Origin of the sequence: Herbiconiux sp. UC225_62, assembly GCF_042694625.1 — a bacterium.
Lineage (GTDB): Bacteria > Actinomycetota > Actinomycetes > Actinomycetales > Microbacteriaceae > Herbiconiux.
Genome location: NZ_CP170551.1, coordinates 1,746,035 through 1,769,405, shown reverse-complemented (window position 1 = coordinate 1,769,405; position 23,371 = coordinate 1,746,035). Strand labels below are relative to the sequence as shown.

Genomic DNA, 23,371 nt, shown 5'->3' with positions numbered 1-23,371 from the left:
ATGACCAATTCATCTGTCACCTACGGATTCGCCGCCACCCTCACCGCCAAGGCCGGGCGAGGCGACGACCTCATCGCTCTGCTGCTCTCGGGCCTCGAAGCCGGCAACCCCGCCACGAGCGAGCACTGCCTCGTCTACCTCGTGAGCCGCTCGCCGAGCAACCCCGACGTCGCTCACGTCATCGAAGGGTGGACCTCCGAGGAGGACCACCACCGGATCTTCGCAACCGACGCCGCCCAGGCCATCGTCGCCGGTTTCGCCGAGCTCCTCGAGGGCGAGTCGGTCTCCACCGACCTGACCCCCGTGGGCGGAAAGGCGCGATTCTGATGCCCGACGACACCACCGCGAGCCCCGTGCGTCCCGGCGTTGACCCGGAGATCGCCCGCGTCCTCGCGGCCCTGCCGGCGTTCGCCGCGCTCGACGCCGACACCCTCCCACTGATCCGCCCCTTCGCCAGCGCACCCCTCGACCCGCTGTTGGAGGGCCGCCACGTGATCCGCCGCGAAGAGACCGTGACGACCCCGGATGGGGTCGACCTTCCGATCACGGTGATCGCACCCGCCCACTCGCCGAGACCCGCACCCGCCGTGCTGTGGTTCCACGGCGGAGGAATGGTGATGGGCGACCGCTTCTCGCAGATCGACATCCCCCTCGACTGGCTGGACGCGTTCGGTGCCGTAGTCGTGACGGTCGACTACCGACTCGCTCCTGAGGCGAAGGGAACGACCCTCGTCGACGACGGATACGCGGCGCTGGTCTGGTTGACCGAGCATGCCGACGAGCTCGGGATCGATCCCGCACGCGTCGTCGTCGCCGGAACGAGTGCGGGCGGTGGGATCGCCGCGGGAGTGACCCTCCTGGCGCGCGATCGGCAGGCGCCGTCGATCGCCGCCCAGGTGCTCATCTGCCCGATGCTCGACCACCGCAACGAGTCCGTCTCGGCGCACCAGTTCACAGCACCCGGCGTGTGGTCGCGCGAGTCGAACGCGTTCGCGTGGAACGCGGTGCTCGGCGACGCCGACCGCGACCCGGTGTCGCCTTACGTCTCACCCGCTGTGGCGAGCGATCTCACCGGGTTGCCGACCACATACATCGACGCGGGCTCCGCCGAGGTCTTCCGAGATGAAGACCAGCAGTACGCCGGCCGCATCTGGGCGTCGGGAGGCCAAGCCGAGCTGCACGTCTGGGCCGGCGGAACACACGGATTCGACGCCATGGTTCCGGATGCCGCGATCTCACGCGCGGCACGCGCCAGCCGAACAGCATGGCTGGGCCGCGTCCTGGCGGAACAGGTCACCGCACGCTGAGCCCACGTGAGCGGGTCGGTGCGCCTCATCGGGATGCGCCGATCCGCTCCAGCATCTCGACTGCCGTGGGAGGCTCCGCTCCGGACCTCGACACGGTGACGGCCGCGCACTCCGCCGCGTACCGTGCGGCATCGACTAGTGGCTCTCCCCCTGCGATAGATGCCAGGAGCCCGCTCATGAACGAGTCACCGGCACCGATGGTGTCGACCACTTCGGCCTGCACGGAATCGACCTGGACGCCGGGCGCCGACAGCGAACTCGCCTGGGCCGTCATCGACGCCGATCTTCACTTCCATCGGGTCATCTTCCAATTCACGAACAACACCTACATCAAGGCCATGGCCGACGCACTCAACGGACAGTCTCACCGCGCGCGCCAATCGGCCGAGCAAGGAATTTCCGACGATCTCGAAGCGCTGAATGAGCATGCCGCGATCGCGAAGGCGGCTCACAGTGGTTACCCGCAAATCGTCGAGGCCGCCGTGAAAAATCACATCGACCTCGTACGCCAACGCGCCCGGACCGACAGCCGAGAAGGGTAGGTCTCGCACGCTCGACAACAGGTCAGGATACGGCACCCATTGATCCCGGCCGGGAGGGTCGCCGAATGTTGCGTGCCACGACGACCGTGCAGATAATGCCAACTACGCCCGCCGCAGCCAGGAGGAATGGGTAGCTTGCGACCTGATTTGCCGCGGCTAGTATGACGGGCAAAAGGAAACCCGCGTACGTGAGACTGTAGTAGAGACCAGTAAGGCCGGCGACACTCTCTGGGCCGGTCATCGCCTGCACTTCGACAAGTCCGACCACGAGGCAGATGCCGTAGGCGGCTCCGAGCACGACTGCAGCAACGAGAGCCAATGCCAAGGACGTCCAGATCGAGACGCCGATGCATGCAAGCACCCCAAGGACCGCTAATCCGAGCCCAGCCACTGCCTCGCGACCGCCGCTATGTCGGGCGATCTTCGGCACCATAGGCTGCACCCCGACGCCCACCCCCAACGTGACCAGCGCGAGGAGGGTGGCGAACCCGACCGAGAAGGTACTGATTCGACTGCTCACCAACGCCGGGACGACCGCGTACGCCAAAGCCCCGGCAGTGAACACCCACGGGGCGAGCGGTAAGACGACGGCGTAGAAGCGCCTTGGTGGTCTTGTCACTCGGATCGCTTCACGCAAGGGCGCCCGCCAATTCACTCTGGTTGGAACGCTGTCACATGCCGAGACGAGGAAAACCGCGGCAACGACGGACAAACCGATCTGTACGGCATATGGAAGTATGGTCGGCCAAGGACCCCACTGGCCCAGCGCGCCGGACACTCCTGCTCCAGCCCCGAGTCCGACGGTGATCGTCAGCGTCGCGCGGCGCGCCCCACGGGACGCTGTCGCTGGATCGGCGCCGGCTGGCACCGTCAGTTCGCGAATCCAACCGCTCCCGACCACCATCGCGATAGCGACGCTCATTCCTGCGACCAGCCGCCCGATACAAATCCAGAGCACCGCTGTGGCTCCCAAGGCGAGCATCACGCTCGCGCCCACACCGAGAGCCAGACCCAACAGGACGAGTAATCTACTGCCGAATCGAATGGACAGCGGGGCGGAAAGGAGAAATCCAGGAACGAGACCAACGATGTAGAACGCGAGGAAGAGGGCGACCTCGACGGAGGAGTAGCCCTCAACAGCCCGGTACATCAATAGCAGCGGCGTGAAGTGGTTTCCCCCCCACGCCATCATCGCTATCGCTGGCGCCACCCTTAGCCACGGTCGTGGGGAGGGAAAGGATCTTCTTCTCGATAGCAATCTCTATCCGTTTTCCCGAGGTCAGACCCAACAGGTGGATCGATGTGATCGTTGTGCGGCCAACGTCGGCCATCTGCGCGATTGCTCGTAGCGAGAAGCCTGCGGCGATCAGCTGCTGAATCCGCTGCGCGGCCGCTGCAGCATCCGCAGTTGCTGCTCGCGGGCCGATTCCCTCGCTCCGCGCACGGCTGGCACTGTATGCAGCACGGGCATCGCTGCATGTTATTCCCGCTGAATCCTGCGGGCACTCTTCAGTCACTCGGCAACCCAGAGAGTAACCTCGCACCGTGCCGTGTTTGATCGGGGTGCCGATAGCTTGCCGGCGTCTGTCGGCGTAAGCGGCAAGGTAGCGACGGCGAGCCTCCGCACAGGTCAGCCGACCCCGCGGCCAGTTCGGACAGGAAGTGTCCTGGCAGCCTCATCGGTATCCCCATGGTGTCCCGTGAACGAGCTCAGCGCCCGGGTTCCCCACAGACGAAAGAATCTCGGTCTCATGTCGCGGAACAGGCTGATTGAGAGGGAGAAGCGCGATTCCGAAGTCTCGTTTGTGGGCTGAGAATGCTTCTTGGCAGGTAAGAAATTCAGCTGATGACCGATTCGGGCATCCGCCACGTGAGCGACATCCGGCCGCGTAACCGGCGGGACTACCGTGCATCGATGCAACTCATTAGTCGGTTACGCTCCGACGCTTGGAGGCACGACCCCCTTGCGGACGATGATGCCGCCGTAAAGGCGCCTCTCACCTGTCACGAGGATGGCGTAGGCCGCGCTCGCCTGTGCTTTGAAATCCCCGGGATCGATGGCCGTCAGCGGGGTGCCCGGGGAATGCCGATCGACAATCTCAGCGAAATCAGCGAATACGGGCAGGATTTCCTCGGGGTCGTCGTGCGCGATCATCCGCCAGGCGCTGGCTGGCTCCTCCACTTCGAGCGGCAGCACAGATAGCACCGCCTCGAGAGCGGCTGTCGCCGAGATGCCGTCGAGCCGAATGACTCGGGCTCCGGGCTCGCACGGGAAGTTCGCGTCGACAATAGCGATGTCCTGCCGGTGCCCCATCGATCGAAGGGCATGCAAGAGGTCTGGAGAAAGCAGGGGGTCGATTCCGATGAGCACTAGAAGCTCCTTCTGTCGGGGATGAGAGGGGGATGGTTCGGTGAGGAGGATCGAGATCGCAGGAGTGTCTGTCCCGCGATTTGAAGGCCGAGGCCCGTCCATGATGTACCAGAGAGGTCGGCCACGACCAGGTCAACGTCAGTCATGAGCGCACCCGGGCCGATGCCCAGTACGCCGTGGGCGCCTGCTGCCCGTGCCGCCTCGATACCGGCCTCGCTGTCTTCGATCACGATGCAGCGCTCGATGTCGATGGCGAGAAGTGATGCTGCGTACAGGTAGGCATCCGGTGCAGGCTTTCCTCGTTTGACATCTGGCCCCGTGACGACGACGGCGGGTGCTGAGAGGCCGGCAGCGCGCAGCCGCGCTGTGAAGAGGGCTGTTGGCGCTGAAGTCACGATCGCCGCCACGCCTGCCGCGGTGACAGCCGTCAGAAGAGCTTCTGCGCCTGGCATCGCTCGAGTAGCGCTGACGGTCTCGAGTTCGAGAGCTTCGATTCGTCGCGCTGCTTTCACTTGATCGGTGGCCGAGTAGTTCGGCAGAACCCGGGCGACTGTGTCTTCGCTCCGCCTCCCATGGACGCCGTCCAGTACTGACGATTCGTCGACCCCGTACTCCCGCGACCACTGCGTCCAGGCTCGCTCGCCGCTCTCGAGGGAATCCACGAGCACGCCATCGCAATCGAAGAGGACAGCCTGTCCGGAGAGTGCCTGAATGATCATCAGAGGGTTACGGATCGCCGGCGTGACAGGGCATCGACGGTGGCCGCGAGGGCGAGCACGAGTCCGGTCACGATGGCGACGATCGCGGCCGGCTGGTTGAGGAGACCGAGTCCGTTCTCCACCACGGCGAGCACCAGCCCACCGATGACCGCGTTCATGAGCTTGCCCCGCCCGCCGAAGAGCGAGGTGCCACCGATGACCGCCGCGCCGACCGCGAACAAAAGCGTGTTCAGTCCACCGGCCGTCGGGTCGACCGATCCGACCTTCGAGGAGTAGACGATGGCGCCTACCGCCGCGAGCGACGAGGAGATCACGAACACGCTGGCCCGCACACGGGTCACGTCGATACCTGCACGCCGCGCCGCCTCCACGTTGCCACCCACTGCGTAGATGTGGCGCCCGTGCTTCGTACGATTGAGAACGTAGGTTCCGGCGACGAGCAGCACGAGCACGATCGGCACGACATAAGGGATGCCGGCGATGACGATGTTGTCGTTTTGCGAGCGGTTGACCGTCAGAAGTATTGTCGCGATTCCGCCAACGACCACCGTTACCGCTACTTTCGCCACCACCACCCCAATCGGCTGGGTGACCAGACCTCTCCGCGTTCGGGAGAGATGGCCCCCGATCACTATCGCGGCGAAGCCCAGCACTCCGATTGCGCAGAGTATCCAGCTGTTGAGCACGGAGAGGTTGCCGTTTGCCACGGCGTTCAGGGTTGGCGAGGTGCTGATTCCGAGCACGCCCCCTGAGCCGATGAGGAGAAGGATGACGCCCTGCCAGGTGAGGAAGAGCGCGAGCGTGATGACGAAAGAGGGAATGCGTACTTTTGCCACCAAGAACCCGGTGATGGTTCCGATGCTCGTTCCGACCGTAACGGCGAGAAGCATCTCGATCCACGGGTTCGTTCCGGAGCCGACCAACGCGATCACGACTGGTATGACGCAGATCACTGCGGCCGCCCAGATGCGCATCCAGATCGCCAATCCCACCGCTACCAGGTTCAGGGCGATGAAGATGAAGAAGACGGGTTGCCCCATGCCGCTTTCGAGGTTTCCGCTGTTGACATAGTCGAGAGCCAGGATCGCTGCAGTCACACCGGAAGCTGCGCCTGCTGAGACATCGATTTCTCCGACGAGCAGAACGAACACCAGGCCCATGGCGATGAGCATCCGACCTGACCCTTGCGACAGCAGGTTGGACAAGTTCGTGAGGGATAGGAAGACGGGCGAGCTGAGCGCGAACACGATGACCAACAACAGCAGGCCGGACAAGGCAGGCAGCGATCCGAGTTCGCCGGAGCGCAGCTTTGACCCATAGGCGCGGATCGCCTGCCCGGTCGTCTGTTTCGTGATATCGCTTCCGAAGTCCGCGCGCAGGTCGGCTTCGTGGGGTGTGTCGATGGTCTTCGACATGGGTTGCTCCTTACAGGCCGCTGATCGCGGCGGTCTCAGGGCGGGCGAGGCCGAGATCGCCCGACCGCCCCGAGGTGATGAGTTCGACTACTTGGTGCTGGGAGACGTCGGATACAGGGAGTTGGGCGACTAGACGGCCGAGGTAGAGGACTGCGATGCGGTCGGCCACCTCGAATACGTCACCGAGGTTGTGACTGATCAGCACGACACCGAGTCCCTGCTCGGCGAGTCGGCGCACCAGATCGAGCACCTGGCGGGTCTGTGCGACGCCGAGCGCTGCGGTCGGCTCGTCGAGCAGGATGACTTTCGAATCCCAGAGCACGGACTTCGCGATGGCAACGGTCTGCCGCTGGCCGCCGGACAGCGTTGACACTGGCTGGCGCACCGAGTTGATGGTGCGCACCGAGAGGGAAGCCAGCGTTCTGCGGGCTTCTGTCTCCATGGTCGCCTCGTCGAGATACCAAGCGGTGCCTCGCTCGCGCCCGAGGTACATGTTCTGCACGATGTCGAGGTTGTCGGCGAGAGCCAGATCCTGATACACGACCTCGATGCCCAGCCGTGCCGCGTCTTTGGGCCCGTGCAGATGCACCTCGTCGCCGTCGAAGCGGATCACGCCGGTGTCGATCGGGTTGATGCCGGCGATGCACTTGACCATAGTCGACTTGCCGGCGCCGTTGTCGCCGACGAGGGCGACCACTTCGCCCGGCCGAACAGAGAAGTCGATGTCGTGCAGCACGTGCACCGGCCCGAAGGCCTTGTTCACGCCCTTGAGGGAGAGGAGATCGCTTGTCACTTGATGCCTTCGCTTTCGCAGATGGCCGCGAGGTCCGCGGTGCAGAGTTCGGCGGCTGTCACGTAGCCTTCGTCGACGACGTCCTTGACCGACGACTTGTCGACAACGGAGGGGTCGAGCAGAACCGACTTGATCTCGCGGTTCGTCTTCGGGTCGATGGTGGTCGACGAGGCGTATTCGTCTGCTGCGGAAACATCGCCGGACGCGGCGATGGCCGCGAGCTTGGCTGTCGCCTCGGCCTGCTTCTTGATCGCCTTGAAGACCGTCATGGTCTGGTCGCCCCGAAGGATCGCCTGCAAGCCCGCGAGCGTGGCGTCCTGACCCGTTACGGGGACGGTGCCGTTGAGCCCGTTCTTCTGCAACACGGTGATGACCGCGCCGGCCATTCCGTCGTTGGCGGCGACGACCCCGTCGACTTTGCCGCCGTTGGAGGTGAGGATCTGCTCGAAGGTCGTGCCACCGAGCTGGTTGTCCCAGCCGAGGATGAACTGGTCGCGCACCAGGGTGAGCGTGCCGTCGTCGTAAAGCGGCTGAAGCACATCCATCTGGCCCTCGTGGAACAGCACCGCGTTGTTCTCGTCGGGGGCGCCCTCGATCTGGATGACCTGCGCGCCGGGCTTGTCGGCGAGAGCGTCGGCGAGCGCCTGTCCCTGCAGCCGGCCCACCTCGACGTTGTCGAAGGAGACATAGTAGTCGGCGGTTCCACCCGGGTTCAGGCGGTCGTAGTCGATGGTGGGGATGCCGGCGGCTGTCGCCTTCTGCTCGACGCTCACGCCCACTTCGGGGTTCGGGGAGGCGATGATGAGCGCGTCGACCTGCTTGGCGATCATTCCGTCGGCGAGGCTGGAGAACTTCTGCACGTCGCCTTGGGCGTTCTGGATGTCGGCGGTGTAGCCCTCTTTCGCGAGGGCTTCTTCAAGGAAGGGCTTGTCGAAAGCTTCCCAGCGCGCAGACGTTGCGGTCTCCGGCAGGATGACGCCGATGGTGCCTTTGCTGCCACCGTCGGGCGCCGAGGTGGAGTCGCCGCCGGTCGCGCTTCCCCCGGAGCATCCGGCGAGCAGCAGCGCACTCGCGGTGAGGGCTACGCCAGTGACGACGAGGCGAGGGCGGAATGATCGGGTAGGGATTCTGTGAGTCACGGGATTCTCTTCTCTGAGGTGGCGGGGTGACTTATCGCTCAATAAGGCTTACGCTTTGACGCGTTCACTTGCTTTTTGTAGCGATATCGCAGCATAGACTGCACATCCGGGTCGCTGTCAAGTGCCACCCGGAACAAAGTTGGCACTTCACTGAGGAGGACACATGTCATCGGAATCCACGTTTGCCGGGAAGACCGCCGTGATCACGGCGGCGTCTCGAGGAATCGGCCGGTCGATCGCGCTGGAACTGGCCAGGCAGGGAGCTGACGTTGTGCTCGGTGTGCGGCATCCAACTGAGTCATCCGAGTTGGCACGAGAGATCAGTGACATGGGGCGCCGCGTGTTTCCCGTCGCGATGGACGCCACCGACCTCCCCGCTTGTCGGGCCGCCCTAAACGCTGCCTTTGACGAATTGGGCTCCATTGACATCCTCGTAAACAACGCCGGGGGCAGCATCTTGGGTGATGCCCTTTGGGTCACCGAAAGCGATTTCGACGCCGTCATGTCGCTCAATGCGCGCTCGACGTTCTTCATTTCTCAGCACGTCGCAGGCCAGATGCGTGGCACGGGTGGTGGTGCGATAGTCAACGTCGCTTCGCAGGCGGGAATCGTCGCGTTGCCCGGCGAGTCGGCGTACTGCATAGCCAAAGCTGCGGTCATTCACCTGACCAAGTGTTTGGCGGTGGAGTGGGGAGAGTTCGGCATCCGGGTGAATGCGGTTGCACCGACTTTTATCGAGACTGACGGTACCGCGGGCGCCCTCGGCGACGCTGCCTTTCGGGCCGATACGGTCGAGCGGATCGCCGCGCTGCACCGAATCGGCCAACCTCACGAGGTGGCCGGGGCTGTCGCGTTCCTCGCCTCGCCCGCCGCCTCTCTCGTGACCGGGCACACCCTGGTCGTCGATGGCGGTTGGACCATTCGTTGACAGCGGCCTACCTTGTATCCGCTAGAGGTGTGTGTTATTTTTCGTCGAGCAAGCGAAAGCAAACGCGCACAAACGAAGCCGTCTGGCGCGAGACTGATTGTTGGTTTTTGAGGGTGCCGAGGAGGACACTGTGAACGATGATGCTTCTGTAGCACTCGGCGTCGATCTCGGTGGTACCAAGGCAAGTGGTGTGATTCTCCGGGCGGACGGAACAGTTGCCCGCCAACTTCGTCGCGCGCACGACTCGACTGGCCAAGAAGCGCTTGACGTCGCAATCGACGTGGTGCGCGAATTACTTTCCGACCCCGCCTCTGTCGGTATTGAACGCGTCGGTCTGGCGGTGGCCGGGCTGGTCGATCGTCACTCCGGACGTATTGTGCGTGGTGCCCTGCTCGGACTGGATGACACGCCGCTCGGCCTACGCATCGAGTCTCTGATAGGCCTGCCCGTCTTCGTCGAGAATGACGCGGACGCGACGCTCGCGGGGGTTCTGCACGATCCTTCAATCTCGCCGGACGCCGATGACGTCTCTGTGCTGGTGGCCCTCGGCACGGGGGTTGGCGGCGCCGTAGCAGTGGGAGACCACGTGCTGCGGGGAGTTGCCGGGTTCGCTGGCGAGTTGGGCCACGTGCCGATAGAGGAACCGGGACGACACCCGTGCCCGTGCGGCAGCAGTGGTTGCGTCGAACTCTTTGCCAGCGGCACTGCTGTCACTCGAATCGCGCGCGCGACGACGTCCTTCCGAACGACGGAAGCCGTGTTGGCCGCCGCGGAATCCGGCGACCGCACGGCGCGAACTCTCCTAACCGATGCCGGTACCGCCCTGGGCCACGCGCTCGTTCCTCTCGTCAATGCGCTCGACCCCCGAACTGTTTTCCTTTCGGGTGGGTTTGGCCACGCTGCGGCCACCTACCTGGTGCCGGCAATGGAGGCTCGACTCAGGCGGCAACAATCGTTCCCTGAGTCACGGAGTCTCCCTCGGATCGTGCTCGATCCCATCGGTCCGATGGCTGCCGCCATTGGCGCAGCCATCATCGCCCGGGACCTTCCCCTCCACCCGGCCCGCACTTCGCAGTTTTACTCCGCTCGTACTCACTGAAAGGCACCATCCGTCATGACTGACCGAACGCGCATCCGTCTGGGCGTCGTCGGCGCCGGCCGCATCACCCAGGTCGCGCACCTTCCGACCTTCGCCAAGACCGACCACGTCGAGCTCGTCGCGATCAGCGACCCCAGCCCCGCCCTCGCAAACGGCGTCGCGGCGCGCTACGGCATCACCGGCTACACCGAGACCGCGGCCCTGCTGGCCGACCCCGGGGTCGACGCGGTGCTCATCGCCACGCCCGACCGCTTCCACTACAGCCTCGGAAAGCAGGCACTCGAGGCCGGCAAGCACGTGCTGATGGAGAAGCCGCTCGCCGAGACCAGCGCCCAGGCGCAGGAACTCGCCGACCTCGCGGCCTCGCTCGGGTTGAAACTCCAGACCGGCGCGATGAAACGCCACGACCCGGGGATCGCGTTCGCCAAGCAGCATGTCGCGCGCATCGGCGAGATCCTCAGCTTCACCTCCTGGTATCGCGTGATGGCCGACCGGCTCCCCGTCGAAGCCACTCTCTTTCCCGAGACGGTCGTCGACCCCGAAGTGCGCCGGGTGGAGAACACCTTCAAGGCTGACCGGGAGAGCTACTTGCTCGCCACCCACGGTGCGCACCTCTTCGACAGCCTCACCTTCCTCGGCGGGCCCGGAGAATGGGTGAGCGCCCGTGTCGGCCGGGTCGGAGACGACTACTCCTGGAAAGGCGTGGCCGGAATGCGCGACCACGGCGGGCTGATCTCGTTCGAGGTGGCGGCGGCCGTGCACGGGGTGTACGCCGAGGGCGCCGACATCTACGGCGCGCACGGGCACATCTCCATCCGCACCCCCTTCCCCTTCTTCAAGAGCGCGAGCGAGGTGGAGGTTCACATCGATGGCGATCCGGCCGCCCTGGTGCCGCATTTCGGCGACACCGATCCCTACAAGCTGCAGGCCGATCACTTCGCGCTGGCGATCCTCAACGGAACACCGGAGGACCCGAGTCCGCAGGACGGCGTGGCTGCCGTGCGCTGGATCGAAGCCGTCTCCGAATCGTCGCGGTCCCAGGGCCAGGAGGTACGACTGTGAGAGTCGACGAACCGACCGCCGTTCCGCTGCTCGGCGCCTTCGCTCGGATCTTCTCCCGCCCGACGGTGAACGATCTCGCCGTGGCATTCGAGGACCATGCACTCACTCAGGTGCAACTGAATCTCTCGGCGCTCGGACTGCCCACCATCCCGCGAGGCGACGAACTGAGGAGACTGGACGTCGCCGCGATCCAGCGCACGTTCGGGCTGCACGGCAGCACGGTATGGGGAGTTTCGGCCACCTTCAACACCGCCCATCCCGACCCTGACGTGCGGAAGCACGACACCGCCGACGCAGCGCGGTTCATCGCGGCGCTCGGCGACAGCGGCGCCGTCGCGGCCACGCTCTGCAGCGGGTCAAGAGATCCGGCCAACATGTGGGGGCGGCACCCCGACACCGCGAGCGAGGCGGCCTGGAGCGATTTCCGCCGATCACTCGACGCGCTGCTGCCGTCCGCTGAGGCGGCGGGAGTGCTGCTCGCGATCGAACCCGAACCGGCCAACACGGTATCCGGCACCGACCGCGCGCTCCGCCTGATCGACGAGCTGGGGCCGGATGCCGACACGATCGGCTTCATCCTCGACCCCGCCAACCTCATCGACGGCGTCGCGGCCGACGACCGGCGATCGACACTGGAGCGGGCCTTCGACGCACTCGGCGATCGCGCGATCTGCGTGCACGCCAAGGACACCGTGCCGTGGGCCCAGACGCTCGCGGGCGCCGGAGTGGTCGACTACGACCTGGTGGGCCGGCTGCACGCCGCCCTTCCGCAACCGGTTCCCGTGGTCATCCAAGACGCGAGCGAGACGGAGATCGACGCCGTCGCCGCGCTCGTGCGGGAACGCGTCTTCGCGGGAGCGGCAGCATGACCCCGCACGACGACTACGCGGAGCGGGCATACTGCCACCTCTCGAATCCCAACGGCGACGAAGTGACGCTTCTGCTGCACGGACTGGGAGCCGACCACCGCCAGCCACTCGCCCTCCTGGGCGATCAGCCCCTCGAGGGCTCCGCCGTGCTGGCCCCAGACCTCCGCGCACACGGGGCGACACCGGTGGTGGGCGGTGCCGAGGCGTTCACCTTCGCCGCGCTCCTCGACGACGTGCGTGCTCTGCTCGAGCGCACGGGGCAGAGTGGCAAACCCACCCATCTCGTCGGCATCTCGATGGGCGCCGCGCTCGCCCTTCGCGCCGCGCTCGAGGGCGCCGTCACGGTGGCGAGCCTCACTCTCGTGCGACCCGCCTTCGACGAGCATCCGCTCCCCGAGAACCTGCGGGTGATGGCCCTCATCGGCGACATCCTGCAGACGAGCTACGGCGCAACCGGAAAGCGTACCCTCTCTGCGACGCCCGAGTTCCGTGCCGTCGCCGCGGTGTCACCGCTCGGAGCGGCCAGCCTGCTCGCCCAGTTCGACGATCCACGTGCACAGCAACGCTCCGAGCGCCTGCGGAGCGTGCCGAAGAACACGGCCTACGGCTCCCCGATCGAACTCGGGACCCTCAGTACCTCGACGCTCGTGATCGGCACCGACCGCGACCCGGTGCATCCGCTCGCCTTGGCCGGAACCTGGGCTCGGGCGATCCCGGGCGCCCGTCTCGACGTGGTCCCGGCACGCGACGACGACGCCGCACTCAACGCGGCGGTCACGTCGCGCTCAGTGCTCCGGCACCTGCAGGAGGCCCGACAGGACAGCGAGTTGACAGTCGGGCAGCGCCCTGGTCAACTCGCAGTGTGAGCGACGAGGTTTCCATGACGACATCTGCTGAGAACCGAGCGCCCGAGTTCGCCGAGGAACGGCGCGAGAACATTCTCGAGCTGGTCAATGCCCGCGGACGCGTGACCGTCGCCGAGCTCTCCGATCTGCTCAATGTCACCAGGCCGACGATCCGAAAAGACATCTCGACGCTCGACCAGCAGCGCAAGCTCCGCCGAACGCACGGCGGAGCGCTCGCGGCGACTCCGTCGAACGAGATGGAGCTGGTGAACCGCATCAGTTCCAACGCCGAAGCGAAGCGAAGGATCGCCCAGGCCTGCCTCGGGCTGATCGGCGAGAACGACTCCATCTTCCTCGACTCCGGCACCACGTCTCTCGCGATCGCCGAGGCACTCGTGGCCGCGACCGACACCGGCGCCGGCGGCCGCCCACGATTCGGGCGGAGCCTGAACGTGCTCACCAACTCCGTGCCGGTGGCCCGCACGCTGGCGAATGTCGGCACGATTCCGCACACCTTGCTCGGGGGTCACTACCGTCCGATCGCCGACAGTGTGGTCGGACCGCTGACCCTGCAGGCAGCTCGGCAGTTCACCGTGAACCTCGCCTTCATCGGATCGACCGGCATCTCCGGCGACCAGTTCAGCACCGCCGACCTTGCGGAAGCCGAGGTGAAACGCACCATGGTCAGTCAGGCGCGCAAGGTGATCATCCCGATGGACAGCAGCAAGATCGGCTTGACCGACTTCGTGACGACTTTCAGCCTCGACGACGTCAACATCGTCGTGACGGAAGCACCCGATGCCTACCTGATCGCCGCCTGCGCCGCCAAAGACGTCGAACTCGTCATCGCCCCGTAAGCCATGAGCTCAGACGAAACGGCACACCTGGCGTGCAAGAGCTACGAACTGCGAAACAGTGACGCGGCGTGTCTTCTTCTGCTGCTTCATGGCATCGGCCGCGACCGAAACCAGCCTCTTGGGATACTGAGAGGTCGAATTCTTGAGCGTTACGCTGTGCTCGCACCTGATGCACGTGCGCATGGTGAGAACGACCTTGTGGGGACGGCGTCTGATTTCTCGTTCGGACGCATGGCCGCTGATGTGACCGGTCTGATCAGGACCCTCGGCCAACTGGAAAAGCCGGTTTACGTCCTTGGATTCGACATGGGCGCAGCTGTCGCCCTGCGGCTGGTTTTGATGAACACTCTCGATGTGCGGGGCGTGTGCCTAGTCAGCCCCGCGCATTGTGAAGCACCGGTACCGAGCAATTTGCGGGTGTTCCAGGAGCTTGCTCGTGGGCTGCAAGGTTCCAACGTGTCCGACGAGCTACGGAGGTTTGTCGCAAGTCCGCGGTACCGCGAGCTCACATCCTCGACTCCTATTCAGGCCAAGTGGTTGGTGGATCAGTTCCATGCTCCAGACGCGGCGACTCGGTCAATCCGGTTCTGGGAGATCCCTCGCAACATCGCCTACTCCACACCGCCATCGCTATCGAGGGTTGACCCTCCCGCATTGGTCGTGTCGACTCCCGGCAGGATGTTCCCGAAGGATCTCGCAGCGACTTGGGCGCGCAATCTGAAGCGCGGGCACCTTGTGCGCGAGTCGGACGACAGGGCAACGTTGCGACGAACCGTCGTGACCGACGTGCTTCGAACCACTGGAGCCCTGACGGGCAGCGTCAACCGCCGGCGCTGGATCGCGTAATTTTGGGCGCAACAATGACCTCGATGTGCGGGTCATTGGCGAACGGGGTGAGATCCGTCTCTGATGCGGTGTAGTCGGTTATGAGAGTGAACGTCTGGGGAAGAACCGCCCACGCACCGAACGGTGCTTTGTTGAGCTTCGAGGAATCCGTAAGCACGTAGGCTCGGCTGCAGTTTCGAGCCATCGCTTCTTTTATCGAAGTCTGATTCAAATCGGCCTCGCAGATTCCCCTCCCCGGTACGATTCCGTCAGCACCCAGGAATGCATGGTCGGCCCCCAGCCGTCGAAGAGATTCCTCAGTGATTGGCCCGACCGTGCTCTGGCTACTTCGCCGCAACTCTCCGCCGAGCAGGATGACGTCGAACGAAGAATCGATGAGTGTCGGCAGTTCGGAGACAGCATTCGTTATCACCGTCAGTCCTCGTCGCGGGATGAGCCGACGTAGAAGATACCCGACGGTGGTCCCGCCGTCTAGGAAGATCGTGTCTCCGTCATTCACGTACTCAGCGGCTCGTGCCGCGATTGCTTCCTTCTCGCGACGGTATTCGAGGTGACGTTCGGAGATCGTCGGTTCGTGGGAATGCCCTGGGAGCAACGCGCCGCCGTACGTGCGAGTGATCAGACCCTCTTGTCTGAGGTTCGCCAGGTCGCGCCGCACCGTCGATGCCGAGACCCCGAGTATGGCGCTGAGCGCTTCCACGGCGGTTTCGCCGGTCTCCACAAGCTCGAGAATGCGTGCGAGACGTGCTTTCGTTGCGTCTCGCATCGCTGTGCTTGTGGTGTGGATTCCTGATCCGATGTGGGTCACACTCACTGTCTATCGCACTTTGGCCAGTTGTACTGCTTGCCGCAGTGCTTCCTCCATGGCACCGGCCTCGACCTTGCCCGTGCCGGCGATGTCGAATGCCGTCCCGTGATCCACAGATGTCCGAATGACGGGAAGCCCCACGGTGATGTTGACGCCTGCATCGATGCCGAGAACTTTAATGGGGCAATGACCCTGGTCGTGATACATAGCGACCACGATGTCAAAGTCGCCGCGAACGGCCCTGAAAAAGGCGGTATCGGCAGGTATGGGCCCACGCGCATCGATACCGGCCGCTTGTGCCAGCTCAATGCCCGGTGCGATCTTCGTCTCCTCCTCCGCGTATCCAAAGAGCCCGTTCTCCCCGCCGTGTGGATTAACAGCGCATACGCCGATCCGAGGATTCGCGATTCCCGCCGCTTTGAGAGTCTCGCTGGCTCGTTGAATCGTGCGGAACACCAACCCCGGGTTTATCGCGGAGATTGCGTCGATGATTCCGAGATGGGTCGTCACGTGGATGACACGTAGCTGCGCCGCGCTCAGCATCATTGAAACCTCGCCTGTGCTTGTGAGGTCGGCGAGCAGTTCGGTGTGGCCGGCGAATTCATGCCCTGCCATGTGAAGTGCCTGCTTATTGAGGGGCGCTGTGCAGATCGCGTCGACTTCGCCGTCCATCGCAAGTTGGACGGCCTCTGCTACGTAGCGGTAGGCGGCGTCACCTGCGGCGGCGGATAGCTCGCCGAAGCGGAGATCGTGAGCCACGTTGGACAGGTCCACCACCGGGATACGCTCGGAGTTGGCGGGAAGCAAAGACGGCCCATTGGCGGCTTCGAACACGAGCCGAGACCCCAGGAGGTCGGCGATGTGTCGCAACCAGAAGAGATCCCCGATGACGATTGGGGAGAACGCCGCACGGAGTTCTGGATTCGATAAAGCTTTCACGATGATCTCCGGCCCCACCCCCGCGGGGTCTCCCATTGTGATCGCGATCCTGGGTTTGTTCATGGTGTCCTCTTCTGTGCTCGGAGTGATTCAACGGCTCGAACGAGCGTCCGATCGTCGCCGAAGGAGCCGGCTTTGCAAATGAATGAGATGCCCGGCGCTGGCCGGGTGATCCCTAGGGTCGCCCCTCCAAATAAGGCTGATGTCACGATCAGGCTCTGGACACCCAAACGACGGAATACCCGCTGGGTGGTATCGCCACCGACGATGACCAGCCCATCGACGATGTCGTGAAGGTCGGCCACCACATCCGCCAGGCGTGCGGCATGCTCGGCGGAGAGAGCGCCAGCACTCGCCCGTACACGGATGGAGTGGATTGCCGCGATACCGTCGACGGAAAGATCGTGCCGAACGCGAGCGGCGATGTCACGAGTCGGCTCGACCGGGTCAACTCCATGGAGACGCAGCCCGGATGCCTTCAACGTGTTCAATTGACGTGTCGTCGCGGAGGAGGCGCTTCCTGCGACGACGAGCAGATTCTCAGATGAGAGTGTCGCTGCTCGGGCCAACCTCTTCTCCGATCGGCGAACGGCACGCGCGAGAGCACTGAACAGGCCAGATGAACCCACCCAGGTGGCCTGTTCGATCGCCAAACCGGCCGCAACGATCGCGTCCAGATCCTGGTCCGTTTCTGCATCCAGGACGACGAATCCTCCGGAACCGGCGCGCAACCGTCGCTGGAATCCCGGCGACCGGATGTCTCGAATCGAGAAGTGAGTCCTTGCCCTCCCGGGCGGCAGTATCGCTTCCGCGACTCCCCGCGCCACGCAAGCGGAGTGATGTTCGGTGCGCTCGAGCGATATTCCGTCGACGAGCACGCGACCGCGAACGACTGTCCGCCCCTGTCGTGGCAGAGCGGGAGCGATCAGAATCGGGCCGGACCTTCCGGAAGCGCGTAGCAGCACTTCGAGGTCTCCCACGGGGTCACCGCGAAGGAGCGAATCCACCTTGAGACCGACAATGCGGGGATTGACGGTTCGGATCCAGTCTCCGTAAGCGGCGATACGGCCGCGCGCTCGACCGCCGGCACCATCACGGCTATCCGAGCAGAGTACTGCGACGTCAGCCTGCGCGGTGCTCTCAAGGGCGAACGACGGAACGACGACGGGCCTGAATCCTCTCTCGGCGAAAGGGGCTGAAGCATCCAGCGCCCCGGTGAGGTCGTCTGCGATGATCACGACCTCCGGACTCAGCGACATGACCTCGAGCTCATCCTCATGCGTGGCCGTATCGCACATACGTGGTCTGGCGCCGGAAGAACTGATCTAGCCCGTGTGGACCGTCGTCTCCACCGATTCCGCTCTCCCGGAATCCGGTGTGGAAGCCGTTGATCTCTTCCGGCCCGGTCCGATTGACGTAGACCTCTCCGAAACTGAGATCGTCGCTAGCCTTGAATGCTTGCTCGAGATCTTTCGTGAACACGTATGCGGAGAGTCCGAAGCTGGTGTCGTTGGCGCGTGCAGCGACCTCGGCCCAGGAGTCGAAAACCGATATCGGACTGACTGGTCCGAAGATCTCTTCCACGGCGACCGACATGGCATCGTCCACATCGGCGAGAACGGCCGGGCGCATCCAGTATCCGCGTTCGAACTGTTCTCCGACGAGATCGCCAGGGTTGGTGGTCAGTCGCGCGCCCGCCTGGACTGCCGCGTCCAGGAGACGAAGCGTCTTGTTCAGCTCGTCTCGGGTGACCTTTGGACCCAAGTCGGTGTCCTCGGAATGCGGATCGCCGACCGTCAGTCGGTCCACCGCCGCTGAGTAGAGGTCCACAAAGTCGTTGTATACACGGCGATGCACGAAGAATCTCTCCGCGCAGATGCAGACCTGTCCGTTGTTCGCGTGTCTCGATTTCAAGGCCTCGTTCACGGCGAGCGTGAGGTCCGCGTCGGGCATGACGATGAGTGGCGCATTGCCGCCGAGTTCGAGCGAGGCCGGCTTCACATGCCGTGCCGCTGCGCGGAGAATAGCCTTGCCTGCTCCCGTGCTGCCGGTCATCGAGATCATCTGGGTGATGGGACTTTCTACGATCCCCGCTCCGATGGTTGAGCCGCGCCCCGACACGACGTTGATCAGGCCGTCCGGCAGCAGCCCGCTGTCGTGGATGATCCTTGCGATGGCCAGGGACGAGAGTGGAGTGTTTGAGTCCGGCTTCAGCACGATCGCGTTTCCTGCGCCGATGGCGGGAGCGATCTTCCGCGAGGTGAGCGCGGATGGGTAATTCCACGGAATGATCGCGCCGACCACTCCATGTGGGCGACGTCGCACCCACATATTCTCGTTGCGATTCGGCGTGTATCGAATCTCGTCGGTGAGGGTTTCGAGAAGGGAGGCGGTGTACCGGAAGAACCCCGAAGTGGCCTCCGTTTCGCCGCGCGCCTCTACGATGGGCTTACCCACCTCCTCCACGAGGATGTGCGCGAGCTCCTCCCGGTGATCGTCTAGCACATCGGCGATCTGACGCAACGTTCTTGCCCGCTCGCTCGGCACCTCCCGAGACCAGGCGGGCCACGCGGCGTCTGCTGCGGTCAGCGCTTCGCGGAGATCGAGTTCGGAGGCATCATTCACGACCGCGACTGCCTCCTCGGTGGCGGGATTCGTCACAATGTTGACGTCTCCCCGACCTTCGCGAAGCTTGCCTGCAATGAGTAACTGGGTTGATATGGGGGTGGTCATGATTGGTCACCTTTCGTGGGGTCTGATGGCTCACCCGGGTAGACGACGGGCTTCATCGAATGGGGATTGTTGCGTCCTTCGTTGAGGGCGGTGTCGACCTCGTCAAGGGTGAATCGCCCGGTGATCAGTGGGGCGAGGGAGATTCGACCTCGACTAACGAGATCGATCGCCGTAGGCCAGGTGTTGGCGTATCGAAAGACTCCGTCGATGGCGAGTTCACGCGATTGGACCGTTCCGAGCGGAATGACAAGGTCGCTTCCACCGACGCCGACCAATACGACGCGCCCGAGGTTGGCCATGCGCCCGATTGCCCAATGTGTCGCCGCTGCGTTGCCGGAGCACTCGATCAGCACGTCGAACGTCGGAGGGAGTGCTTGCGCTTCGTCGCCTCCGGCGAGGATTGTCGTGTCGATGCCTACGCGCTGGGCCAGTTCGAGTCGGAATTCGTTCACGTCGACGATGACGACATCGGAAGCCCCGAATTCCCGGGCGACTTGTGCGGCGATAACTCCGATCGGGCCTGCTCCGTTGATGAGAACTCGGTCACCTGGAGCGATCTCCGCCTTTCGGGCTGCCCAGATCCCTACCGACAGCGGTTCGAGGAGTGCCGCTTCTTCATCGGACACGGAGTCCGGGACGGGGTGCGCAACGGATTCGTGAACCACGACATACTCCGCGAACGAACCGTCGATCGGCGGCGTCGCGTGGAACCGCATCGACAGGCACATGTTGTATGCGCCGATCTGACAGTACCGACAGGTTCTGCAAGGGGTACCAGGTTCGATGGAGACCCGCTGACCCGTCCGCAACGCGGTGACGTCGTCACCGACGGCGATGACGATGCCGGAAGCCTCATGACCGAGAACGAGTGGCTGCTCGACGATGTAGTCGCCACTTCGTCCTTCCTCGTAGTAGTGCACGTCCGACCCGCAGATCCCGACCGCAGCAACCCGCACCAGGACATCCTTTGCACCCGGAACGGGAACCGATCGCCGTTCGACGACGATCTCGCGCGCCTTCGTCAGCACAGCTACGCGCATCGAGGGCTCAGGCGATGTCATCGGCGGAGAGCTGGTGGTACCCCTCGTACCACCGGTCGGGGGTGGAATCCGTCTTCTCCGAGGGGAGGAAGGGACGGCCGTACTTCTTCGTGATCTCCGTTAGAGTCGCAAGTCGCGATCTCGCCATCTCGAGACCTTCGGTCCACTCGGTCTCGGTCGTCGCCGAACCGGCCTCGCGCCAAATCGAACGCCCTGCGAGCCACCCGCTTGCGCCGGCCTTCCCGGAGAGCTCCGCCTGCTCAGTGAACTCGTCGAACGCGACTCCAGCGGAGAGGATGACCCACGGTACGTCAATCGATTCATCAAGTTCCGCCAACGCGTCCCCAGCTCTTTCAACCCCGCTATTTGAGCGAAGGTCGCCGGGGAACTCCGTCTTCAGAACATCCGCCCCGAGTTCGACAGCGAGCTTGCCGGACTGCACGATGCCCTGAGCCCGGGCGATCCTCCATTCTGGCGCCGTCGCGTCCTCTCCAGCCAATGGATGCCAGATGGGTTCGACCACCAGCGGTATCGCCCAGTCCGCCGCCTCGGCGGCGAGCGATGTCACGAGATCCCGCTGGGCTTGCGCGAACGTCGACTCGGGTCGGTAAAACCACAAGAGCTTCACGACATCCGCCCCGGCGAGTTTGGCTTGACGCACACCCCACCCGTCACGCATACGCGTCGCTCGATCGGTGTCGACACCGAGGTACCCGTCGTCTTCGAGACTCACCATCACACCTGAACTGCTCGGGATCGCGTCCGAGAGGACGGATTGCGCGTAGGAGTATCGGGGATCGACCAGGAACCCACTCACCGAGTCCGCGAGTGCGGCGATAAGGCGTCCCTTAGCATCGACGGTCGATCGGTAGCTCACCCGGGTAGGGTCGGAATCGAGAAGGATCTGAAAGTCCGAGAGGTGATCGATCGCGCAGAGCGTGAAGAATCCATCGTCGCTGGTCGTTCGGCGTAGAGAGCGCACCTTTCCGAGATCGGCGGGGATTGGCGCGTGGGTACGGCTGGTCATGCGGTTTCCATCCTTGTCGTGTCGGCGTTGGCCATTTGATGAGTAAGCGACAGGAGCATCCCGGCGACGAAAGTGTCACCCAGACCGAGAGTCGTCTTCGGATGCGGCGTGTGAGGTGAGGGAACGTTCGTTACTCCATAGCCGTTTTGGTGAGTGGAGACCTCGGCCACACCACCGGGAAGAGTCAGAGTCGTGTTCTGAGGCAGCCCGCTCGGGAGAGCGAGCGTGCCGCTGGTCGCGCGAGATGCGGCAAGGAGACATCCCGTCATCAGAGCGTCGCTCTCGTCGCCGATCGGTCGCAGTGAGACGGCGAAGGCGAAGTCGTCGGCGTGCACCGCGACCCGGGTAAATGCGAATCTCTCGGCCAATGATGCTGCCGCGTCGACAGGTTCGAGAGAAGGTTCGAGCATCCGGAGCTCCGATAAGCTCATGCCCAAGCTGTTCACCAACCCCGTGAAGCCAGAGATGACATCGAACGCATGCTGCGCCGATTCGTACTCCGCGAGTTCAAAATGGACGACGCGCTCGGCTGCTTTCAACCATCCGAACTCGGCATCGAACCAGGCATGGATCGAGGGAAGGGCGGCGCGTGGCGCCGTTTGGAATCCGGAGAGCAACAGGGTGGTGATTGACCTTTGACGCACGACAGCGGAGAAGTCGCAATCGAGGTCGAGACGCCGATCGGGGGAGCGCACGATGATCCTCGTGGAACGCTCGACCGATCTCACCGCATTCAAGCGGGTCCCCTGTGAGAACTCCAGAACGAGAATTGGCGGATTACCAACGATCTCGCTCGTGCTCCGTGAACCAGCCAGTTCGACGCGCGGATTGAGCACGGCCATCTGCATCGCGCTGCGGTCGGACAGGGCCAAGATCTGGCTCGCCCCGATGCTCGCAAGTACCTTTGCTACCTGGGCACCGGTTCCGCCCAATTCGGCCGTGCCGTGCACACTCTGCTCCAGCCAACGGAACGCGGCCGACTCAGCCTCAATCTCGCCACCACGACCCTGGTGGATGCGCTCGAGTAACCATCGCGACAACTCCTGGATCGCAACGTCCTCGGATAACAGTCCGGCGAGAACGCACTCATACTCCGGGCTGCCGAAGGTCACGACGAGATCGACGCACGCAGAGAAGCCTGCGGCAATGGGCCCGGCTGTCTCGACCATCGAAGGCAGGCGATCGGCCATCGCTCGATAGCGAGCCCTCCACTCCTTACCTGTCACCATTTCGATCTCACCAATCACACGAGGACGTAGCCGCCGTCGGCCACAAGGACCGAGCCGGTTATAAACGACGCCGCATCGCTTGCCAGAAAGACGACACATGGCGCGATCTCTTCGGGCTCTGCGTATCGTCGCTGCGGCACCTCGTCGATCCAGTAGTGACGCAACTCCGGATCATCAACTGGGGTGTTCTCTGAGTTCACGTAGCCGGGGGCGACGGCGTTCACACGGATGCCGTAGGGAGCCCACTCGACGGCGAGTGACCGGGTTAGGTGATGAACGGCGGCTTTAGAGGTGTTGTACGGAGCCTGCAGCTGGGGGCGGTTGACGATGATGCCAGACATGCTGCCGATATTGACGATCGAGCCGCCCCCACGTGCCCGCATGCCCTCGGCTACCGCCACGCTCGTCGTAAACAGGGCCCGAACGTTAAGGTCGAAGACCTCGGCCCACTCAGAATGCGTCACCTCAAGCGCGGGGTTCCAGATCGAGCGTCCTGCGTTATTCACGAGGATATCGATCCGGCCAAACGCAGCCACGACGTCAGCGACCATCTCTGCCAACTGATCCTCATTGGTGATGTCGGCCGTCACGGAGTGCACGGCGTGCCCCTGAGCCTGACACTTGGCGACGAATTCCTCGTTGCGAGACTCGTCGCGACCACAGATGGCAACCTGCGCGCCCGCTTCGAGTAGCGCGAGCGCAAACGCAGCGCCGAGACCCTGATTGCCCCCTGTGACAAGGGCGGTCTTCCCGTGGAGCGAAAACAGATCGGTCACCGTTGATCCTCAGAATCGAGCCCGTCT

25 protein-coding genes are annotated in these 23,371 nt (G+C 64.0%); 10 read left to right on the top strand and 15 right to left on the bottom strand.

Translation table 11 applies throughout. From position 1 onward, the window contains the following. Together ACFJGU_RS08440 and ACFJGU_RS08435 are read left to right on the top strand one after the other, a co-directional pair. Positions 1–327, top strand: a complete 327-nt coding sequence (locus ACFJGU_RS08440; protein ID WP_382309398.1) for a putative quinol monooxygenase — start codon at positions 1–3, stop codon at positions 325–327. Further along, on the top strand, positions 327–1,307 hold the full coding sequence (locus ACFJGU_RS08435; protein WP_382309396.1) for an alpha/beta hydrolase: 981 nt from the start codon (positions 327–329) through the stop codon (positions 1,305–1,307). Before ACFJGU_RS08440 ends, ACFJGU_RS08435 begins: the two co-directional genes overlap by 1 nt. Before the next feature lie 25 nt (positions 1,308–1,332). Here the strand turns inward: ACFJGU_RS08435 and ACFJGU_RS08430 are convergent, their stop codons facing one another. Continuing rightward, on the bottom strand, positions 1,333–1,581 hold the full coding sequence (locus tag ACFJGU_RS08430) for a PfkB family carbohydrate kinase (protein ID WP_382309394.1): 249 nt from the start codon (positions 1,579–1,581) through the stop codon (positions 1,333–1,335). On the opposite strand from ACFJGU_RS08430, the gene ACFJGU_RS08425 reads away from it, so the two are divergent. After that, the gene (locus ACFJGU_RS08425; RefSeq protein ID WP_382309392.1) at positions 1,484–1,849 is read left to right on the top strand and encodes an FCD domain-containing protein; all 366 of its coding nucleotides are present in this window, start codon (positions 1,484–1,486) and stop codon (positions 1,847–1,849) included. The genes ACFJGU_RS08430 and ACFJGU_RS08425 overlap by 98 nt on opposite strands. A gap of 22 nt (positions 1,850–1,871) precedes the next feature. Here the strand turns inward: ACFJGU_RS08425 and ACFJGU_RS08420 are convergent, their stop codons facing one another. From ACFJGU_RS08420 to ACFJGU_RS08395, 6 genes are all read right to left on the bottom strand, one after another. Continuing rightward, complete coding sequence (locus tag ACFJGU_RS08420) at positions 1,872–3,059, bottom strand: MFS transporter (RefSeq protein ID WP_382309390.1); 1,188 nt, start codon at positions 3,057–3,059, stop codon at positions 1,872–1,874. Positions 3,060–3,782: 723 nt separating this feature from the next. Further along, the gene (locus tag ACFJGU_RS08415; RefSeq protein WP_382309388.1) at positions 3,783–4,220 is read right to left on the bottom strand and encodes an RbsD/FucU family protein; all 438 of its coding nucleotides are present in this window, start codon (positions 4,218–4,220) and stop codon (positions 3,783–3,785) included. After that, positions 4,220–4,939 (bottom strand): HAD-IA family hydrolase, encoded by a 720-nt coding sequence (locus ACFJGU_RS08410; protein ID WP_382309386.1) that lies wholly within the window; start codon positions 4,937–4,939, stop codon positions 4,220–4,222. Before ACFJGU_RS08410 ends, ACFJGU_RS08415 begins: the two co-directional genes overlap by 1 nt. Next, complete coding sequence (locus ACFJGU_RS08405; RefSeq protein WP_382309384.1) at positions 4,939–6,354, bottom strand: sugar ABC transporter permease; 1,416 nt, start codon at positions 6,352–6,354, stop codon at positions 4,939–4,941. Before ACFJGU_RS08405 ends, ACFJGU_RS08410 begins: the two co-directional genes overlap by 1 nt. Before the next feature lie 10 nt (positions 6,355–6,364). Further along, on the bottom strand, positions 6,365–7,147 hold the full coding sequence (locus tag ACFJGU_RS08400; protein ID WP_382309383.1) for an ATP-binding cassette domain-containing protein: 783 nt from the start codon (positions 7,145–7,147) through the stop codon (positions 6,365–6,367). Continuing rightward, positions 7,144–8,286, bottom strand: coding sequence for a sugar ABC transporter substrate-binding protein (locus tag ACFJGU_RS08395; RefSeq protein WP_382309381.1), 1,143 nt, complete (start codon positions 8,284–8,286; stop codon positions 7,144–7,146). Before ACFJGU_RS08395 ends, ACFJGU_RS08400 begins: the two co-directional genes overlap by 4 nt. A gap of 163 nt (positions 8,287–8,449) precedes the next feature. Here ACFJGU_RS08395 and ACFJGU_RS08390 point away from each other — a divergent pair, with 163 nt between their 5' ends. The 7 genes from ACFJGU_RS08390 to ACFJGU_RS08360 all read left to right on the top strand — a co-directional run bounded on the left by ACFJGU_RS08390 (position 8,450) and on the right by ACFJGU_RS08360 (position 14,792). Further along, on the top strand, positions 8,450–9,214 hold the full coding sequence (locus ACFJGU_RS08390; protein ID WP_382309379.1) for an SDR family NAD(P)-dependent oxidoreductase: 765 nt from the start codon (positions 8,450–8,452) through the stop codon (positions 9,212–9,214). A 130-nt stretch (positions 9,215–9,344) separates the two neighbouring features. Beyond that, positions 9,345–10,313, top strand: coding sequence for an ROK family protein (locus tag ACFJGU_RS08385; RefSeq protein ID WP_382309377.1), 969 nt, complete (start codon positions 9,345–9,347; stop codon positions 10,311–10,313). Between the two features lie 15 nt (positions 10,314–10,328). After that, positions 10,329–11,375, top strand: a complete 1,047-nt coding sequence (locus ACFJGU_RS08380) for a Gfo/Idh/MocA family protein (RefSeq protein ID WP_382309375.1) — start codon at positions 10,329–10,331, stop codon at positions 11,373–11,375. Beyond that, positions 11,372–12,244, top strand: a complete 873-nt coding sequence (locus ACFJGU_RS08375) for a sugar phosphate isomerase/epimerase family protein (RefSeq protein ID WP_382309373.1) — start codon at positions 11,372–11,374, stop codon at positions 12,242–12,244. Before ACFJGU_RS08380 ends, ACFJGU_RS08375 begins: the two co-directional genes overlap by 4 nt. After that, positions 12,241–13,110, top strand: coding sequence for an alpha/beta fold hydrolase (locus ACFJGU_RS08370; protein WP_382309372.1), 870 nt, complete (start codon positions 12,241–12,243; stop codon positions 13,108–13,110). The genes ACFJGU_RS08375 and ACFJGU_RS08370 overlap by 4 nt, the downstream gene beginning before the upstream one ends. Before the next feature lie 14 nt (positions 13,111–13,124). Continuing rightward, positions 13,125–13,946 carry a DeoR/GlpR family DNA-binding transcription regulator gene (locus ACFJGU_RS08365; RefSeq protein ID WP_382309370.1) on the top strand — a complete coding sequence of 274 codons (822 nt, stop codon included), beginning with the start codon at positions 13,125–13,127 and terminating at the stop codon, positions 13,944–13,946. 3 nt (positions 13,947–13,949) lie between these two features. After that, positions 13,950–14,792, top strand: coding sequence for an alpha/beta fold hydrolase (locus tag ACFJGU_RS08360; RefSeq protein ID WP_382309368.1), 843 nt, complete (start codon positions 13,950–13,952; stop codon positions 14,790–14,792). Here ACFJGU_RS08360 and ACFJGU_RS08355 read toward each other — a convergent pair. The 8 genes from ACFJGU_RS08355 to ACFJGU_RS08320 are packed head-to-tail and all read right to left on the bottom strand — an operon-like array spanning position 14,767 to position 23,344. Next, positions 14,767–15,600, bottom strand: a complete 834-nt coding sequence (locus ACFJGU_RS08355; RefSeq protein ID WP_382309366.1) for a DeoR/GlpR family DNA-binding transcription regulator — start codon at positions 15,598–15,600, stop codon at positions 14,767–14,769. The genes ACFJGU_RS08360 and ACFJGU_RS08355 overlap by 26 nt on opposite strands. Positions 15,601–15,609: 9 nt before the next feature. After that, the gene (gene pdxA, locus ACFJGU_RS08350) at positions 15,610–16,602 is read right to left on the bottom strand and encodes a 4-hydroxythreonine-4-phosphate dehydrogenase PdxA (protein ID WP_382309364.1); all 993 of its coding nucleotides are present in this window, start codon (positions 16,600–16,602) and stop codon (positions 15,610–15,612) included. Further along, positions 16,599–17,798 carry a four-carbon acid sugar kinase family protein gene (locus tag ACFJGU_RS08345; RefSeq protein ID WP_382309363.1) on the bottom strand — a complete coding sequence of 400 codons (1,200 nt, stop codon included), beginning with the start codon at positions 17,796–17,798 and terminating at the stop codon, positions 16,599–16,601. The genes pdxA and ACFJGU_RS08345 overlap by 4 nt, the downstream gene beginning before the upstream one ends. A 16-nt stretch (positions 17,799–17,814) precedes the next feature. Next, entirely contained in the window at positions 17,815–19,272 is a 1,458-nt protein-coding gene (locus ACFJGU_RS08340; RefSeq protein ID WP_382309361.1) for an aldehyde dehydrogenase family protein, read from the bottom strand. Then, positions 19,269–20,300, bottom strand: a complete 1,032-nt coding sequence (locus ACFJGU_RS08335) for an NAD(P)-dependent alcohol dehydrogenase (protein WP_382309359.1) — start codon at positions 20,298–20,300, stop codon at positions 19,269–19,271. The genes ACFJGU_RS08340 and ACFJGU_RS08335 overlap by 4 nt, the downstream gene beginning before the upstream one ends. A gap of 19 nt (positions 20,301–20,319) precedes the next feature. Further along, positions 20,320–21,339 carry a tagatose 1,6-diphosphate aldolase gene (locus tag ACFJGU_RS08330; protein ID WP_382309357.1) on the bottom strand — a complete coding sequence of 340 codons (1,020 nt, stop codon included), beginning with the start codon at positions 21,337–21,339 and terminating at the stop codon, positions 20,320–20,322. Then, positions 21,336–22,529, bottom strand: coding sequence for an ADP-dependent glucokinase/phosphofructokinase (locus tag ACFJGU_RS08325; RefSeq protein WP_382309356.1), 1,194 nt, complete (start codon positions 22,527–22,529; stop codon positions 21,336–21,338). Before ACFJGU_RS08325 ends, ACFJGU_RS08330 begins: the two co-directional genes overlap by 4 nt. 53 nt (positions 22,530–22,582) lie before the next feature. Continuing rightward, positions 22,583–23,344, bottom strand: a complete 762-nt coding sequence (locus ACFJGU_RS08320) for an SDR family NAD(P)-dependent oxidoreductase (protein WP_382309354.1) — start codon at positions 23,342–23,344, stop codon at positions 22,583–22,585. Positions 23,345–23,371 lie beyond the last annotated feature (27 nt).

Coding starts and splice junctions, on each gene's coding strand:
- ACFJGU_RS08405 (WP_382309384.1), bottom strand. CDS start 6,354: ATGTCGAAGACCATCGACACACCCCACGAAGCCGACCTGCGCGCGGAC.
- ACFJGU_RS08360 (WP_382309368.1), top strand. CDS start 13,950: ATGAGCTCAGACGAAACGGCACACCTGGCGTGCAAGAGCTACGAACTG.
- ACFJGU_RS08390 (WP_382309379.1), top strand. CDS start 8,450: ATGTCATCGGAATCCACGTTTGCCGGGAAGACCGCCGTGATCACGGCG.
- ACFJGU_RS08425 (WP_382309392.1), top strand. CDS start 1,484: ATGAACGAGTCACCGGCACCGATGGTGTCGACCACTTCGGCCTGCACG.
- ACFJGU_RS08435 (WP_382309396.1), top strand. CDS start 327: ATGCCCGACGACACCACCGCGAGCCCCGTGCGTCCCGGCGTTGACCCG.
- ACFJGU_RS08365 (WP_382309370.1), top strand. CDS start 13,125: ATGACGACATCTGCTGAGAACCGAGCGCCCGAGTTCGCCGAGGAACGG.
- ACFJGU_RS08380 (WP_382309375.1), top strand. CDS start 10,329: ATGACTGACCGAACGCGCATCCGTCTGGGCGTCGTCGGCGCCGGCCGC.
- ACFJGU_RS08345 (WP_382309363.1), bottom strand. CDS start 17,798: ATGTCGCTGAGTCCGGAGGTCGTGATCATCGCAGACGACCTCACCGGG.
- ACFJGU_RS08325 (WP_382309356.1), bottom strand. CDS start 22,529: ATGGCCGATCGCCTGCCTTCGATGGTCGAGACAGCCGGGCCCATTGCC.
- ACFJGU_RS08410 (WP_382309386.1), bottom strand. CDS start 4,939: ATGATCATTCAGGCACTCTCCGGACAGGCTGTCCTCTTCGATTGCGAT.
- pdxA (WP_382309364.1), bottom strand. CDS start 16,602: ATGAACAAACCCAGGATCGCGATCACAATGGGAGACCCCGCGGGGGTG.
- ACFJGU_RS08430 (WP_382309394.1), bottom strand. CDS start 1,581: ATGACGGCCCAGGCGAGTTCGCTGTCGGCGCCCGGCGTCCAGGTCGAT.
- ACFJGU_RS08370 (WP_382309372.1), top strand. CDS start 12,241: ATGACCCCGCACGACGACTACGCGGAGCGGGCATACTGCCACCTCTCG.
- ACFJGU_RS08330 (WP_382309357.1), bottom strand. CDS start 21,339: ATGACCAGCCGTACCCACGCGCCAATCCCCGCCGATCTCGGAAAGGTG.
- ACFJGU_RS08440 (WP_382309398.1), top strand. CDS start 1: ATGACCAATTCATCTGTCACCTACGGATTCGCCGCCACCCTCACCGCC.
- ACFJGU_RS08340 (WP_382309361.1), bottom strand. CDS start 19,272: ATGACCACCCCCATATCAACCCAGTTACTCATTGCAGGCAAGCTTCGC.